Origin of the sequence: Denitromonas halophila (assembly GCF_007625155.1) — a bacterium.
Classification (GTDB): Bacteria; Pseudomonadota; Gammaproteobacteria; order Burkholderiales; family Rhodocyclaceae; genus Nitrogeniibacter; species Nitrogeniibacter halophilus.
This window is the reverse complement of record NZ_VMNK01000006.1, coordinates 83919-98630: the sequence shown is the minus strand read 5'-3', so window position 1 is coordinate 98630 and position 14712 is coordinate 83919. Positions and strand designations below refer to the sequence as shown.

The window sequence follows — 14712 nt, the reverse complement described above, 5'->3', positions numbered from 1 at the left end:
GTAAAATCGGCGTTTTGCTTCTTACGCGGTCGTCGCCCGACCGCCAAGCTCATGTCCGTAAAAAAACCGACGTTTCAAGAAGTCATCCTCCGCCTCCAGCATTTCTGGGGCGAGCGGGGCTGTGTGCTGCTCCAACCCTATGATCTGGAAGTGGGCGCCGGCACCTCGCATACCGCCACCTTCCTGCGCGCCATCGGCCCGGAACCGTGGCACGCGGCCTATGTGCAGCCCTCGCGCCGCCCCAAGGATGGCCGCTACGGCGAAAATCCCAACCGCCTGCAGCACTACTATCAGTTTCAGGTGGTGCTCAAGCCCTCGCCGCTGAATATCCAGGAGCTGTATCTCGATTCGCTGCGCGCGCTGGGCATCGACACCAACGCGCACGACATCCGCTTTGTTGAAGACGACTGGGAGAACCCCACGCTCGGCGCCTGGGGCCTGGGCTGGGAGGTGTGGCTGGACGGCATGGAGGTGACGCAGTTCACCTATTTTCAGCAAGTCGGCGGCATCGACTGCAAGCCGGTGCTCGGCGAGATCACCTATGGCCTGGAGCGTCTGGCGATGTATCTGCAAGGCGTCGAGAACGTGTATGACCTGATCTGGTCGATCGCGCCCGATGGCCGGCCGGTGACCTACGGCGATGTCTATCACCAGAACGAGGTCGAGCAATCGACCTATAACTTCGAGCACGCGAACGTCGACTTTCTGTTCTCGTTGTTCTCGGGCTACGAGTCCGAAGCCAAGCGCCTGATGGACGTTGGCGTGGCGCTACCGGCCTACGAGATGGTGCTCAAGGCCGGGCACGCCTTCAACCTCCTTGATGCGCGTGGCGCCATTTCGGTGACCGAACGCGCGGCCTATATCGGCCGTATCCGCAATCTGTCGCGTAGCGTCGCGGCCGCCTACTTTGCCTCGCGTGAAGCCCTCGGCTTTCCGATGCTGGCTGAATCACAACCGAACTCCAAGGAGGCCGCGTGATGTCCAACGCGACCCTGCTCGTCGAACTGCTGACCGAAGAACTCCCGCCCAAGGCGTTGCCGCGTCTGGGCGAGGCCTTTGCCCGTCGTATTCAGGAAGAACTGGTGTCGCGCGGGCTGGCCGATGCTGACGCCGGCTTCCGTCCCTATGCCTCGCCGCGCCGTCTGGCCGTGACCATTGCCGGTGTTCGCGCGACGGCGCCAGCACGCGAAGTCACCGAAAAGCTCATGCCGGTGGCGGTGGCCTTGGAGGCTGATGGCACGCCGAAAGCACCGCTGCTAAAAAAGCTCGAAGCCAAGGGCATCGACGCCAGCGAAGTGCCTAAGTTTGAACGCCGCATGGACGGCAAGGCCGAGGCGCTGTTCTATACCAGCCTGGTGCCGGGCGCGAGTCTGGATGCGGTGCTGGCCGAGGTGGTGGGCATCGCCGTGAAGGCGCTGCCGATTCCGAAAGTGATGCGCTGGGGCGCGGGCGAGGCGCAGTTCGTGCGACCGGTGCACAAGCTCATCATGATGCACGGTGATCGCGTCGTGCCGGGGCAGGTGCTGGATCTCGAGTCAGGCAACCTGACCATGGGGCACCGCTTCATGAGTCGTGGCGAGCTGAGCGTGGCCAATGCCGATGCGTATGAAACCACGCTGCTGGCCGAAGGCAAGGTGATCCCGAATTTCGATGAGCGCCGCGCCGACATCGACGCCCAGCTCACCGCCGAGGCCGCGCGTCAAAACGCCAGCCTGGACGAATACGCCGATCTGCTCGACGAAGTGGCCGCGCTGGTCGAGCATCCGACGGTGTATGTGGGCGAGTTCGAGGCCGGCTTCCTGGCCGTACCGCAGGAATGCCTGATCCTTACCATGCGGGCCAACCAGAAGTATTTCCCGCTGTTCAATGCCGAGGGCAAGCTGCTCAATCGCTTCCTGATCGTGTCCAACATGCGCCCGCAGGATCCGACGAACATTATCACCGGCAACCAGCGCGTGGTCCGCCCGCGCCTGGCCGATGCGCGCTTCTTCTTCGACACCGACCGCAAGCAGCCGCTGGCCACTCGTGTCGAGCGTCTTGCCAACGTGGTCTATCACAACAAACTCGGCAGCGTGCTGAGCCGGGTCGAGCGCCTCGAAGTGCTGGCCGGCAAGATCGCGGCGCGACTCGGTGCTGACCAAACCGCCGCCGCACGCGCGGCACGGCTGGCCAAGGCCGATCTGGTCACCGACATGGTTGGCGAGTTTCCCGAACTGCAAGGCGTGATGGGCCGCTACTACGCGCTCAACGACGGCGAGGGCGAGGTGGTGGCCGATGCCGTGCAGGCGCACTACCTGCCGCGCTTCGCTGGTGACGCGCTGCCGCAAGGCAATGTGGCCGCCGCGGTGGCGCTGGCCGACAAACTCGACGCGCTGGTCGGCTTCTTTGGCATTGGCCAGGTGCCCACCGGAGACAAAGACCCCTTCGGTCTGCGCCGCGCCGCGCTCGGCGTGCTGCGCATCCTGATGGAAACCCCGTTGCCGTTGGATCTGTCGGCACTCATCGCCGATGCCGTTCAGGGCTTTGCGGCCGGTCAGCTGACCGAGCCGGTGCCCGAGGCGCTGCTCGGCTTCATGCAGGACCGTCTGCGTCACCTGCTGCGCGAGGCCGGTCATGCGGGTGAAGAGATCGACGCCGTACTGGCGCTCAATCCGATGCGCATCGACCGCGTGCCGGCACGACTGGCGGCAGTGTCGGCCTTCCGCGCGCTGCCCGAGGCCGAAGCGCTGGCCGCGGCCAACAAGCGGATCATCAACATCCTCAAGAAAACCGATGTCGTCCCGGGTCAGCCCGATGTCACCTTGCTGCAAGAGCCGGCAGAAAAAGCGCTGTTCGAACAGCTCAATCAGGTGTCGCCGCAAGTGGATGCCTACTTCGACAACGAGGATGACGCCGAAGCCCTGCGTGTGCTGGCCGGCTTGCGTGCGGCGGTCGATCGCTTCTTCGAGGACGTCATGGTGATGGCCGAGGAGCCGCTCATTCGCGCCAACCGTCTGGCCTTGCTCGCGGCACTGGCGCGCCAGATGAATCGCGTGGCCGATTTGTCACGACTGTCCGTGTGAGTGTCATTACCCGCCGGGAGGCAGGCCTATGAAAATGATCATTCTTGATCGGGACGGGGTTATCAACCAGGACTCCGACCAGTTCATCAAGTCGCCCGAAGAGTGGATACCCATCCCCGGTTCGCTCGAAGCCATTGCCCGGCTCAACCAGTCGGGCTGGCGGGTGGTGCTCGCGTCAAATCAGTCCGGCGTGGGCCGTGGCCTGTTTGGCATGGATACGCTCAACGCCATCAACGCCAAGATGGTGGAGTCCCTGGCGCAGGTTGGCGGGCGGCTGGATGCGATTTTTTTCTGCCCCCATGCGGCGGACTCGACCTGTGATTGCCGCAAGCCGAAGCCCGGCCTGTTCAAGCAGATCGAGTCGCGCTTCAATATCGATCTGACCGGCGTGCCGATGGTTGGCGACAGTCTGCGCGACCTGCAAGCCGGTCGTGCCGTCGGCTGTCAGACCTATCTGGTGCTGACCGGCAAGGGCGAGCGTACCCGTGAAGACCCCGAGCTGCCGCCCGACACCTTGATCTTCCCCGATCTGTCCGCGATTGCGGACACTCTTTTGCTGGACTGAGCTGGCCATGCCCCTGATTCGTTCAACCCTGTTTGCCGTGGTGCTGGTGTTCATCACGCCGGTGTTTGCCCTGGTCGGCATGCTCAGCACGCCGCTGCCGCCGCAGATGCGCTATCGACTCATCGGTGGCTGGACGACGCTGGCCATGTGGTTCATCAAGCATTTGCTGGGCATTCGTCATCGCGTGATCGGTGCGGACAACATTCCTGCGGATCCTTGCGTGGTGCTGTGCAAACACCAGTCGGCCTGGGAGACCATCGCGCTGCAACGCATCCTGCCGCCGATCTGTTTTGTGCTCAAGCGCGAGTTGCTTCGCTTGCCGTTTTTCGGCTGGGGGCTCGGGAAAATGCCCAACATCGCCATTGACCGTGCGGCGGGCAAAGACGCACTGGCGCAGGTGGTGGAGCAGGGCAAGGCCCGTTTGAGCGAAGGCTTTTACGTGGTGGTGTTTCCCGAGGGGACGCGCGTCGAACCGGGCGCGACCCGTCGCTACAAGGCGGGCGGCGCATGGTTGGGCATCAAGGCGGGTGTCCCGGTGCTGCCGATTGCACACAACGCCGGCGAGTTCTGGCGCCGCAACGCCTTCGTCAAGCAGCCCGGCGAGATCGTGGTCAGCATCGGTCCGGAAATCGACCCGACCGGCCTGGCGCCGGATGAGGTCAACCGTCGCGCCGAGGCGTGGATCGAGAGCGAGATGCGACGCCTGTTTCCGTCGCACTATCCCGATGAGGCGGTGCAGGGCACGGCCTGATTTTTCATGCGAGGCTTGGTGTCGCTAGCCAGGCCGGCATGGATGGCCGGCGGGATGGTCTGATGGTTTCACGGTCGCCGTGTCGGTGAGTCCTGCTCACCTGGCCGCGGCTTTTTCACCGAGGCACTTCACCGAGGCACTTCACCGAGGCACTTCACCGAGGCACTTCACCGAGGCACTTCACCGAGGCACTTCACCGAGGCACTTCACCGAGGCACTTCACCGAGGCACTTCACCGAGGCACTTCACCGAGGCACTTCACCGAAGCACCTCACCGAAGCACCTCACCGAAGCACCTCGCCGAAGCACCTCACCGAAGCGTGGTGCGTCGAGACGGCGGGGTATTGTCGTCGGTTGGGCGAGCTGGGGTGGTAAGGGTGGGTGCCGCGGGGCCAAGTGAGCTTTGCTGCTTCTTGGACAATGCGTTTCGTGCCGTGTTCGTATGCCGTTGCCTGGCGGTACGGACAAAAAAAGACCCCGCCGAAGCGGGGTCTCTTCAACATCAAGTAGCGTGCTGATTAGGCAGCTTTCTTGGTGCCGGCTTTCTGAGCGGTGCCCACAGCCTTGACGGTGGCGCTGGTAGCAGCGGCAACGTTGGCTTCAGCGATCTCGGCCACTTGCTTGGCAGCTTTGTTCATGCTGTCGTAAGCGGAGTTGGCGGCGGCGATGGCGGACTTGACGGCAGCAACAGCGACGTCGGAACCAGCCGGTGCGGACTTGGCAGCCTTGTCGAGGGCTTCAGCAACACCCTTGTTCACTTCAGCGATCTGGCCTTCCATCAGCTTGGACACTTCGTCCTGGCTCTGGGTGGCGATTTCGTAAACGCTGCGAGCGTAGGCAACCATTTTCTCGACAGCCGGCTGAGCCAGGGTGCTTTGAATGGTCACGAACTCTTGTGCGTCCTTGACGGCCATCAGGGCCTTGGTGTTGGCCACGCCGTCTTCCAGGAAGACACGGGCGGTGTTCAGGTTCAGGGCGGCCAGGCGCTCGGCACTGGCGAAAGCGGCATTAGCCAGCGTCAGCACGGTTTCGATGTTGGCTTTGTTGGTAGCGGCGAATTGCTCGGGGGTGGCGAACATGTGTTTCTCCTGAGTTAAGTTGGTGGCCACGTAATGCTGCGGTGCGGCATAGTTTGGATTATAGGCAGAAAAAATCTGCTGTCAACCGAAATGTTGCGTCGCACAACTTCATTTTCAAGAAAAATATTGATACAAAACATCGGCTTGCTGAAAGCTGTTTGATGGATGGCTGATCCCGTCATCTGCGCGATAGATAGCCGATGCGAATGTCGCAGTGATTCGGCTGTTGCAGTGTGTCAGCTGGATGTTGCCGTCATGTGACGGCCGGGGTGGGGCGAGGGCGCCGCAGGCGGGCGCGAGGGGCGTGGCCGAGCGGCCGCCGCCCCGGGGCGAGCTTAACGGTGCTTGAAGTCTGCAGCCCGTTTTTCGACAAAGGCGGCCATGCCTTCTTTCTGGTCTTCGAGTGCAAACGCTGAGTGGAAGACGCGACGCTCAAAGAGCAGGCCTTCGGACAGGCCGGACTCGTAGGCGCGGTTGACCGACTCCTTGATCATCATGACCACGGGCAGCGAGAAGCCGGCGATGGTCTCGGCCGCGGTGAGGGCTTCGTCCAGCAGTTTGTCGGCGGGCACGACGCGGGATACCAGGCCGGCACGCTCGGCCTCGATGGCGTCCATCATGCGGGCGGTCAGGCACATGTCCATGGCCTTGGCCTTGCTGACCGCACGCGGCAGGCGCTGCGTGCCGCCGGCACCCGGCAGGATCCCGAGCTTGATCTCGGGCTGGCCGAATTTGGCGGTGTCGGCGGCGATGATGATGTCGCAGGCCATGGCCATTTCACATCCGCCGCCCAGCGCGTAGCCGGCGACTGCTGCGATGATGGGTTTGCGGCAGGTCTTGACGCGCTCCCAGTTGCGGGTGATGTAGTCGCTCAGGTAGGCGTCCATGTACGAGAACGTGGCCATGGCACCGATGTCGGCGCCGGCGGCAAAGGCTTTCTCCGATCCGGTGATGACGATCGCGCCGATGTCGTCGTTCGACTCGAAGGCGTCGAGCGCGGCGCCGACTTCGTCGACCAGCACATCGTTGAGTGCATTGAGTGCCTTGGGACGATTGAGGGTAATGAGGCCGACGCGGCCGCGTGTTTCAACCAGGATGTTCTCGTAGCTCACTGCATTTCTCCTTGTGTTATCGATCGGGCGCTGCCCGTCGTTTGATTGTGGGGGCTTACTGCGTGGTCTTGGGCTGGATGACCGCGCGCACGCGACTCGAGCCGCCCGTGTTGGCCGATTTGGAGCCGCTGTTGGTGACCACATACTGGCCGGTGTAGCCATCGTATTCGATGAATTCGCCCTGGACCTCGTCCTTGCCGCTGGTGACATGGGCCCGGATGTAGAAGTGGGTCATCTGGGTGCGGCCGTCGTATTCGATGCGCTCGGCCGTGCCGTTGACGTAATCGCCCGTGCCGTCACGCTTTTGCTTGAAGCGGGCCAGGCCTTTGCCGTGGCTGGTGGCAACGCCTTTCTGGAAGCCGTCGGCATCCTGGGTGACGGTGAGGGTGTCGCCACGGATTTCGAGCGTGCCCTGGGTGAGGACGACTTTACCTTCAAACAGGTGGATTTTCTTACGCTCATCCACTGTGACCTTGTCGGCTTCGATGTTGACGGGCTGACTGCGGTCGCCACGTTCGGCGATCGCGTGGCCCGCCCAGAGGCTGGCGGTGAGGGCGAGCAGACAGAGGCGTGTGTTCATGGTTGCTTCCGCTTGATGGGCAGGTTGGCGACGACGCCGCCGGTGAGGGTGATTTCGCCAAACAGGTTGTCGGCGGTCATGCCCTTGCTGTGGACGATGGCGCCGTCCTGGGTCAGCACGACCGGATCAATGGACTTGGCTTGTTCGGTATTGGGCCACAGCACCAGGGTGTCCGAGGCGAAGGTGGATTCGGGTTTGTCGGGCAGTGTACGTTGGGCGCGGACCTGGCCTTTGAGGTCGACGCGCTCGCCATCGTCACGTGTGATGCCGTGGTCGGCGGTCAGGCGCAAATGCATGCCGTCGCGTTCGTAGCGCACGATGGGTTCGATGAGTTCGGATTGCGCCTGGGCGGGGAGGTGGCGCATCTGTTGCGAGTCGATGTAGTACTGCGGCGTGCCGGTGAGGTCGAAGCGGGTCAAGGCCATGTGTTCGACGATGACGTCGGGGCCAAGCATGGCTTTGGGTTCGGGCGAGGCGTTGGGGTCTGTGCTGATCCGCTCGAGCCAGATGCTGCCGGCGGCGAGCGCCGCCAGTGCCATGATCGGATAGAGATGCTGGGGGCTCAGGCGCATGCGGCGGGCTCAGATGACCTTGGCTTGCATCAGGTCGTGCATGTTGAGCGCGCCAACGAGCATGCCGTCGCTATCAACGACCAGCAACTGGTTGATGCGGTGGCGCTCCATCAGTTCGGCCGCTTCGGCTGCCAGGGCCTCCGGCCCGATGCTGCGCGGATTGCGGGTCATCAGCGTGGTGAGTGCCGCGTGGCGGATGTCGTCGGTGCCGGCCAGCGCGCGGCGCAGGTCACCGTCGGTAAAGACGCCGGCTGGCTGCGCGTTGGCGTCGGCCACGATGGCCATGCCCATGCCGCCGCGCGACATTTCGAGTAAGGCGTCGGTCACGCTGGCGTTCGGGCGGACCATTGGCAGCGCCGGTCCGCTGCGCATGACGTCGCGCACATGGGTGAGCAGGCGCCGACCCAGCGAGCCGCCGGGGTGGCTGCGGGCGAAATCGGCTTCGGCAAAGCCGCGCGCGTCGAGCAGGGCGACGGCCAGGGCATCGCCCATGGCCAGCGCGGCAGTGGTGCTGGCCGTGGGTGCAAGGTTGAGCGAGCAGGCTTCTTCACTGACGCCGGCATCCAGATGGACGTCGGACTCTTTGGCGAGCGGCGAGTTGGCGTGGCCGGTGATGGCGATCAGGCGCGCGCCCTGGCGCTTGACCAGTGGCACGATGGTGAGCAGCTCGGCGCTGCTGCCGGAATGAGAGAGCGCAATCACCACATCGGCCGAGGTGATCATGCCCAGATCGCCATGGGCCGCTTCGGCCGCGTGCACGAAGTAGGCCGGGGTGCCGGTGCTGGCCAGCGTGGCGGCGAGCTTGCGCCCGATATGCCCGGTTTTGCCAATGCCGGTCACGACGACACGCCCCGGCGCGGCCAGAATCATTTCCACCGCGCGCGGAAACGCCGCGTCGAGACGGGGAATCAGCGCAGCGACTGCAGCGGCCTCGATGGTGAGGACACGACGCGCCTGCGCCAGAGAGGCTTCCGGCGAAAATGAGGTGGGGCGGGACATTGGGGTGGGTCGAAGATTGCGGTTAAACTTGGACGAAAAAGTATATCAGAAGGCCGCTGCCGCCCTTTCGGCCTGATGCCCCGCGGATTGAGGACAACTGGCGTCGCGCATGGTCAATACCCTGGAACTGGTTCTGCTGTTGCTTGCCGCCGCCGTGCTGGTGGTCGGCCTGTTTCGTAGTATTAACCTCCCCCCTGTGCTCGGTTACCTGCTGGTTGGTGCGGCGGTGGGGCCGCATGCGCTGAATTTGATGGAAGACTCGGCCGGCGCGCGCCACCTGGCGGAATTCGGCGTGGTCTTCCTGATGTTCTCGATCGGACTGGAATTTTCGTTGCCCCGCCTGGTGGCGATGAAGCGCATCGTGTTTGGTCTGGGGGCGGTGCAGGTGACCGGATCGATTGCGCTGGTGATGCTGATAGGTTGGGCGCTCGGCCTGAGCCTGCTGACCAGTTTTGCCCTGGGCAGCATTCTGACCATGTCGTCGACCGCGATCCTGTCAAAATTGCTGACCGACCGGATGGAGCTTGAATCCCGGCATGGTCGGGAAGTCATTGGTGTGCTGCTGTTTCAGGATATCGCAGTGGTGCCGCTGCTGATCCTGATCCCGGCCTTGTCGCAGCCCGGCGACGCCTTGTTTGCGACGCTGTCGGTGGCGGCGATCAAGGCGGCGGCCATGCTGGCCCTGGTGCTGGTGTTTGGCCAGCGTCTGATGCGGGCCTGGTTTACCTTGGTGGCCCGGCGGCGCTCGGGTGAGCTGTTCATGCTCAATGTGCTGCTGATCACCCTCGGCCTGGCCTGGTTGAGTGAGCTGGTGGGGTTGTCGCTGGCGCTCGGCGCCTTTCTGGCGGGCATGCTGATCTCCGAAACCGAGTATCGCTATCAGGTGGAGGAGGACATCAAGCCGTTCCGGGACGTGTTGCTTGGCCTGTTCTTCGTCACGGTCGGCATGTTCCTGGATGTGGGCGAAATCCTGCTTCACCTGCCTGCCGTGCTGGGTATGGTGGCCGCCTTGCTGGTCTTCAAGCTATTGATTGCCGGTGGCGCCTCACGCTTGTTTGGCGGGACGCCTGGCACCGCCATGCGTACCGGCCTGTGGTTGTGCGCAGGCGGTGAGTTCGGGTTTGTGCTGCTCTCGCAGATCGATGGACTGGATCTGTTGTCGCCGGTGTTGCTGCAGGTCACGGTGGCGGCGTTGGTGTTGTCGATGCTGGTGGCGCCGCTGATCGTGCAGGTGAGCGACAAGCTGGTGATGCGCTTTGTGGCGTCTGAGTGGCTGATGCGCTCGATGGAGCTGACCCGGGTCGCGGCGCAGAGCCTGAATACCACCGGGCATATCGTGATCTGCGGCTACGGTCGCAGCGGTCAGCATCTGGCGCGTTTCTTTGAGCAGGAGGGCATCAGCTATGTGGCGCTGGACCTCGACCCCGAGCGGGTGCGGGAGGCTGGCGCGGCGGGCGACACTGTGGTGTACGGCGACGCCGCCCGCCACGAAACACTGCAGGCGGCAGGCGTGATGCGGGCCAGCGCGGTAGTGGTGTCGTTCTCTGGTGTGGATGCGGCCTTGCGGGTGATTCATCATGTGCAGACGATTCGGCCCGATTTGCCCATTGTGGCGCGGGCGGTGGATGAGGCGGAAATGACCAAGCTGTCGGATGCAGGGGCGGCTGAAGTGGTCACCGAGGCCTTTGAGGGCAGCATCATGCTCGCTTCGCATGCCCTGGCGCTGATCGGTGTGCCGCTCAATCGCGTGCTGCGCCGCATCCGCGAGATTCGCCGTCAGCGTTACGCATTGATGCAAGGCTTGTTTCATGGCGCTGATGACGCGCCGGAGGGGCCGGAGTCTCAGCAGTCACGGCTGCATTCGGTGGTGATACCGCCGGGCGCCGGGTCGGTGGGGCAGACCATCGGCGACATGGATTTTGCGTTGCTGAACGTGACGGTGTCGGTCGTGCGCCGACGAAACATCCGTGGGCTCAGCCCGGGGCCGGAAACCGACATCCAGGCCGGCGATGTGGTGGTGCTGCTCGGTGTGCCAGGCAATCTGGAACTGGCCGAGCAGCGGCTGATGCGGGGCGTTTAGTAGCCCACGCAGACGGTGTAGACATTGCCGTCGTTTTCGTCTGCCGCGGTGAGATTGACGGCCGCCAGTGCAGCGCCGGCTCTGACGCGGACGGTGCCGGTATTGGTGATGCCATCGTCCATGGTGGTGTCGATCTGGCGTGCGAAACGTGTTGTGAGATTGCCAGAGCAGATAAAGAACTGGCCAGGAAGGCCGGTGATTGGTGCGGGGTTGCTTGTCACCCCGATGCGACCGTTTTCGACATTCCGCTCCAGGTAGTTGACGGCATCATCAATGTCAGTGCTGCCGTTTGCCAGATTGGCGAGACGCACATGCTCCCAGAACAAAAAGGATTCGTCGGTCTTCGTGGCGGAGTCCCACGCGCCATCAATGCGGCCGTTGCCAACATCGGCCGGTGTGGTGGTGGCCAGAGTGCCGGCAACGTGATTGACTACTTGCGGATCGTCCCCCGGCAGAAAGCGGAACCGGTCCTGGTAGCCATACACCATGGTCGAAACGCTCTTGAACTCTTGCACCAGGCTCTTGACCTTGGCGTTGTTGATCAACTCCTGTCCCTTCAGCACACCGCCGAGCAGCAGGCCGATGATGACGAGGACGACTGCGATCTCCACGAGGGTGAAGCCACGCTGGTATTTCCGGGGGGTGCTTTTCATTGAAAGATCTCCACAATACGCTTAGGGTAAGCAAGTTGTGTGCCGCCGTATTTCCAAGGTGATAGGCGCGATTCGTATGGAATGGCGCGGGAAAGTGACCGATAGCTGACGGCAAGGTGTCGAAATGTTGACAGCGGGTGTCATTGATTCGTCACTTTTTGTGGTGCATCGGGTGACCTGATTGATTTTCTGGACATTCACTACAATGGCGGCATGACGACGAACGACGTGGGGATGGCAAGCGGTTTCAGGGCGCCGTGGCGATGGTTCAGCCGCGTGCCGAACCGACTGTTGGGCGCTTCCCTGCTGGTGTTGCACCTGGGCATGCTGCAGGGGATTGATTCGCTGGTCGGGCGGACGCTGGTGCTTGCCCATCTGGGTCTGTTCCTGATCTGGCAGCCCGTGGTGCGCGGCGCCCATCGCTTGGTGTCGCGGGATCTGCTGGTGATGGTGGCGGTGATCGCGCTGTTCTTGCTGGCCATGTCCTGGGGCGCGCTGGGGATCTGGTTGATGGTGCTGGCCGGCGTCATCGGGGGCGGTGCGTTTGTTGAGATCGGCGCACGGGGTCGTCTGCCCTATCAACTCGCCGTTGCGTATCTGGTGTGCAGCCTGTTCATGATGGTGTTGCCACGCGTGGTGCCGGTGGAGGTGGCCGAGCGGCCCTTGTTCGACGTGCTGGCGCTCACGGTGTTGCCCGCGCTGACCCTGGTGGTGATGCTGCAGCCCTCGGCGCCGGAGTCTGTCAGGCGGGCCGGCGCGATCGACTTTCTGTCGACCATCTTGCTGTTTGTCGCGCTGGCCATCAGCACGCTGGGCGGCTTTGCGTTCATGTGGTTGATGCATCTGCCCTACCTGGTCGCGCTGGTGACCGCCTTGTTTTCCATGGCGGTGGTATTGCTCGTGCTGGCCTGGGCGTGGCATCCGAGTGCCAGCGGGCCACAACTGGGCATGGTGTTCGCCCGGCGTGTGCTGTCGGTCGGTTTGTCCTTCGAAGAGTGGTTACATGAGGTGGCCAGCGTGTCGGTGTCGGCCGATACGCCAGAGGCCCTGGCCGACCAGGCCTGCCAGCGCATGCTGCGTATTCCCGGCGTGTGTGGTGGGCATTGGCGGCTGGCCGAAGGTGAGGGCAGCTTCGGTGAGGTGGCGGCGGTGGCACGTCAGCTCACGCAGGAAGGGCTGACAGTCACGCTCTACCTTCGGCGCGCACCCAGCCCGGCGCTGAGCTGGCACTTCAGCCTCATGGTGCGGATGTTGGCTGAGTTCTGCCGGGAGAAGCGCCATTCGCAACAGCTGGAAACCTTGTCGTATCTGCGCGCCATCCACGAGACCGGTGCGCGCCTGACGCACGACATCAAGAATTTGCTGCAGTCACTCAATACGCTGTGCTACACCGCGGCACGTCCGGAGGTTGACGAGGCCGCGCTACGGGCGCTGGTGTCTCGTCAGTTGCCGGTGATCACGCGTCGGCTGGCCCAAACCCTGGAGAAGCTGCGGCACCCGGAGGGATCTCCGGGTGAGGCGATGCCCGCCAGCGTGTGGTGGCAGGAGTGCGCTGCTCGCCATGCGAGCACGGGTATTCGCTTTGAGCTCAGCGGTGATATCTCGGCGCTTGAGGTGCCGCCGGGGGTGTTCAACAGTGTGCTGGACAACCTGATTCAGAACGCGCTGGACAAGCGTTTGCTCCTGCCCGGTCTGGACGTCGTCGTTCAGCTGGGCGAGCAGGACGGGGGCGCGACCTTGACGGTTGGCGACGATGGTGCAGCTCTGCCCGATGCCTTGGCGGGGCAGTTGATGCGCGCTCCGGTGGCGTCGCAAAGTGGCCTGGGGATGGGCTTGTACCAGGCGGCGCGGCTGGCTGAAGAGGCGGGTTATGAACTTGGCCTGTCGAGTAACCTGGATGGCCGCGTTCAGTTTTGCTTGCGTCAGGCGGCGGCGGGCTGATGCGGCCCCCTGGCGTGATTTGAGGCGCGCCCGAGCAGGCGATAGGTGATGACCTCGCCCTTGCCCTTGATGCGCAGGATGCTGCGCTCGTCGAAGACAAAGCGCTGCGACAGGTGCATGTGGGTGCGCCGGTCGCACTGGATGCCATCGGGTGCGCCTTCGCTGCTGAGTCGACTGGCCAGATTGACGGTGTCGCCCCACAGGTCGTAGATGAATTTCTTGCGCCCGACCACGCCGGCCACCACCGGCCCGGTGCCGATGCCGATGCGCAGCGCGAGGGGGACGCCGACCTTTTCGGACAAGGCGGCCAGGCTGTCGCGCATGTCGAGCGCGAGCTCGGCGACGGCGGCACAGGGGTCTTTGCAGCGGCTGTTCAGACCGCCGGCCACCATGTAGGCATCACCGATGGTCTTGATCTTTTCCAGGCCGCGCTCTTCGGCCAGCGCGTCGAAGCGGCAGAAGACTTCGTTGAGCATGCTGAAGACCTGGGGCGCGCTCAGCCCGCTGGCGATCTGGGTGAAATTGACGATGTCGGCGAACATCACCGAGACGCTGGGGAAGTCGTCGGCGACGATGTCGTCGCTGGCTTTGAGTCGCTCGGCCACGGCGCCCGGCAGCACGTTGAGCAGCAAGCGTTCGGAGCGCTCCTGCTCGGAGCGCAGCAGGTTCATGGCTTCTTCGAGCCGGGTCTGCAGTTTGCGTTTTTCTTCGAGCGCGAAGCGCACCAGCGCGTAGACGATGCCCGAAATGGCGATGAAGTTGAGGGCGAAGAACAGCACCGAGGTGCGCAGGGAGACCGCCGTGGCGGCGTCGAGCGGATTGCCCACGTCCACCAGCAGGTAGTCAAAAAAACCGGTGAGTGCGGTGAAGAAAATGTAGGCAAAGAACCAAGGCATGGATTCGCGAAGGCCCATCACGAAAACGGCACCGACCGGCGCGATCAAACCCCACAGGATAACGCCGGAGCCGGTGATGAAGTTACCCATGCTCCACTGCGCGACAAAGGGGAAGAACAGGAACAGGGTGAACTGGCTGAGCCGGAACCAACTGAAGTTGCCGCTCTGGATGTAGTAGGCCAGATTGGCCGCCAGCAGCACCTGAAACAGAAACGGCAGCGTCGAGGACAGCTTCGGCCCGGTGAGCCAGTAGAGCAGCAGCCAGACGCCCGAGGCGATGCTCATCAAGCCCGTGGCGAAGACCAGCAGCGACTTGCCGAGCCGCGTCTGCTCGTCGTCGTCCGGGCGCACGCCCGCGTTGCGCAGTCGGGCCGAAAAGCTCTGAGCGTAGTAGGACAGGTCGTCCGAAGTGTCCATGGGCA

General features: G+C 63.4%; 13 protein-coding genes. 6 read left to right on the top strand and 7 right to left on the bottom strand.

The window, feature by feature from the left end; all coding sequences use genetic code 11:
• Positions 1 to 51: 51 nt before the first annotated feature.
• Genes glyQ through FHP91_RS07445 form a run of 4 tightly spaced genes read left to right on the top strand, consistent with a single transcriptional unit; the run spans position 52 to position 4378 of the window.
• On the top strand, positions 52 to 978 hold the full coding sequence (glyQ, locus tag FHP91_RS07460; RefSeq protein WP_144308979.1) for a glycine--tRNA ligase subunit alpha: 927 nt from the start codon (positions 52 to 54) through the stop codon (positions 976 to 978).
• Positions 978 to 3062, top strand: a complete 2085-nt coding sequence (gene glyS / locus FHP91_RS07455) for a glycine--tRNA ligase subunit beta (protein ID WP_144308978.1) — start codon at positions 978 to 980, stop codon at positions 3060 to 3062. The genes glyQ and glyS overlap by 1 nt, the downstream gene beginning before the upstream one ends.
• 28 nt (positions 3063 to 3090) lie before the next feature.
• Positions 3091 to 3627: a D-glycero-beta-D-manno-heptose 1,7-bisphosphate 7-phosphatase gene (gene gmhB, locus FHP91_RS07450; RefSeq protein ID WP_144179443.1), complete on the top strand. Its 537-nt coding sequence runs from the start codon at positions 3091 to 3093 to the stop codon at positions 3625 to 3627.
• A gap of 7 nt (positions 3628 to 3634) precedes the next feature.
• On the top strand, positions 3635 to 4378 hold the full coding sequence (locus tag FHP91_RS07445; protein ID WP_144308977.1) for a lysophospholipid acyltransferase family protein: 744 nt from the start codon (positions 3635 to 3637) through the stop codon (positions 4376 to 4378).
• A 518-nt stretch (positions 4379 to 4896) separates the two neighbouring features.
• Here FHP91_RS07445 and phaP read toward each other — a convergent pair.
• The 5 genes from phaP to FHP91_RS07420 all read right to left on the bottom strand — a co-directional run bounded on the left by phaP (position 4897) and on the right by FHP91_RS07420 (position 8720).
• Complete coding sequence (gene phaP, locus FHP91_RS07440) at positions 4897 to 5457, bottom strand: phasin family protein (RefSeq protein ID WP_144179315.1); 561 nt, start codon at positions 5455 to 5457, stop codon at positions 4897 to 4899.
• A 335-nt stretch (positions 5458 to 5792) separates the two neighbouring features.
• A complete protein-coding gene (locus tag FHP91_RS07435; protein WP_144308976.1) occupies positions 5793 to 6569 on the bottom strand; it encodes an enoyl-CoA hydratase in 777 nt (258 codons plus the stop codon).
• Between the two features lie 55 nt (positions 6570 to 6624).
• Complete coding sequence (lptA, locus tag FHP91_RS07430; protein ID WP_144308975.1) at positions 6625 to 7149, bottom strand: lipopolysaccharide transport periplasmic protein LptA; 525 nt, start codon at positions 7147 to 7149, stop codon at positions 6625 to 6627.
• Positions 7146 to 7721 carry an LPS export ABC transporter periplasmic protein LptC gene (gene lptC / locus FHP91_RS07425; RefSeq protein ID WP_144308974.1) on the bottom strand — a complete coding sequence of 192 codons (576 nt, stop codon included), beginning with the start codon at positions 7719 to 7721 and terminating at the stop codon, positions 7146 to 7148. Before lptC ends, lptA begins: the two co-directional genes overlap by 4 nt.
• A gap of 9 nt (positions 7722 to 7730) precedes the next feature.
• Entirely contained in the window at positions 7731 to 8720 is a 990-nt protein-coding gene (locus FHP91_RS07420) for a KpsF/GutQ family sugar-phosphate isomerase (protein ID WP_144308973.1), read from the bottom strand.
• 109 nt (positions 8721 to 8829) lie between these two features.
• Here FHP91_RS07420 and FHP91_RS07415 point away from each other — a divergent pair, with 109 nt between their 5' ends.
• Positions 8830 to 10800 (top strand): monovalent cation:proton antiporter family protein, encoded by a 1971-nt coding sequence (locus FHP91_RS07415; protein WP_144308972.1) that lies wholly within the window; start codon positions 8830 to 8832, stop codon positions 10798 to 10800.
• Here FHP91_RS07415 and FHP91_RS07410 read toward each other — a convergent pair.
• Complete coding sequence (locus tag FHP91_RS07410) at positions 10797 to 11453, bottom strand: prepilin-type N-terminal cleavage/methylation domain-containing protein (protein WP_144308971.1); 657 nt, start codon at positions 11451 to 11453, stop codon at positions 10797 to 10799. The genes FHP91_RS07415 and FHP91_RS07410 overlap by 4 nt on opposite strands.
• 213 nt (positions 11454 to 11666) lie before the next feature.
• Between FHP91_RS07410 and FHP91_RS07405 the strand changes: the two genes are divergently transcribed.
• Complete coding sequence (locus tag FHP91_RS07405; protein ID WP_144308970.1) at positions 11667 to 13394, top strand: ATP-binding protein; 1728 nt, start codon at positions 11667 to 11669, stop codon at positions 13392 to 13394.
• Here FHP91_RS07405 and FHP91_RS07400 read toward each other — a convergent pair.
• Positions 13376 to 14707 (bottom strand): adenylate/guanylate cyclase domain-containing protein, encoded by a 1332-nt coding sequence (locus FHP91_RS07400; protein WP_144308969.1) that lies wholly within the window; start codon positions 14705 to 14707, stop codon positions 13376 to 13378. The genes FHP91_RS07405 and FHP91_RS07400 overlap by 19 nt on opposite strands.
• Between the last annotated feature and the right edge of the window lie 5 nt (positions 14708 to 14712).

Excerpts from the sequence above, each read along its gene's own strand:
- FHP91_RS07415 (WP_144308972.1), top strand. The coding sequence starts at position 8,830 with ATGGTCAATACCCTGGAACTGGTTCTGCTGTTGCTTGCCGCCGCCGTG.
- FHP91_RS07445 (WP_144308977.1), top strand. The coding sequence starts at position 3,635 with ATGCCCCTGATTCGTTCAACCCTGTTTGCCGTGGTGCTGGTGTTCATC.
- glyS (WP_144308978.1), top strand. The coding sequence starts at position 978 with ATGTCCAACGCGACCCTGCTCGTCGAACTGCTGACCGAAGAACTCCCG.
- glyQ (WP_144308979.1), top strand. The coding sequence starts at position 52 with ATGTCCGTAAAAAAACCGACGTTTCAAGAAGTCATCCTCCGCCTCCAG.
- lptC (WP_144308974.1), bottom strand. The coding sequence starts at position 7,721 with ATGCGCCTGAGCCCCCAGCATCTCTATCCGATCATGGCACTGGCGGCG.
- FHP91_RS07410 (WP_144308971.1), bottom strand. The coding sequence starts at position 11,453 with ATGAAAAGCACCCCCCGGAAATACCAGCGTGGCTTCACCCTCGTGGAG.
- FHP91_RS07405 (WP_144308970.1), top strand. The coding sequence starts at position 11,667 with ATGACGACGAACGACGTGGGGATGGCAAGCGGTTTCAGGGCGCCGTGG.
- phaP (WP_144179315.1), bottom strand. The coding sequence starts at position 5,457 with ATGTTCGCCACCCCCGAGCAATTCGCCGCTACCAACAAAGCCAACATC.
- FHP91_RS07420 (WP_144308973.1), bottom strand. The coding sequence starts at position 8,720 with ATGTCCCGCCCCACCTCATTTTCGCCGGAAGCCTCTCTGGCGCAGGCG.
- gmhB (WP_144179443.1), top strand. The coding sequence starts at position 3,091 with ATGAAAATGATCATTCTTGATCGGGACGGGGTTATCAACCAGGACTCC.
- lptA (WP_144308975.1), bottom strand. The coding sequence starts at position 7,149 with ATGAACACACGCCTCTGTCTGCTCGCCCTCACCGCCAGCCTCTGGGCG.
- FHP91_RS07400 (WP_144308969.1), bottom strand. The coding sequence starts at position 14,707 with ATGGACACTTCGGACGACCTGTCCTACTACGCTCAGAGCTTTTCGGCC.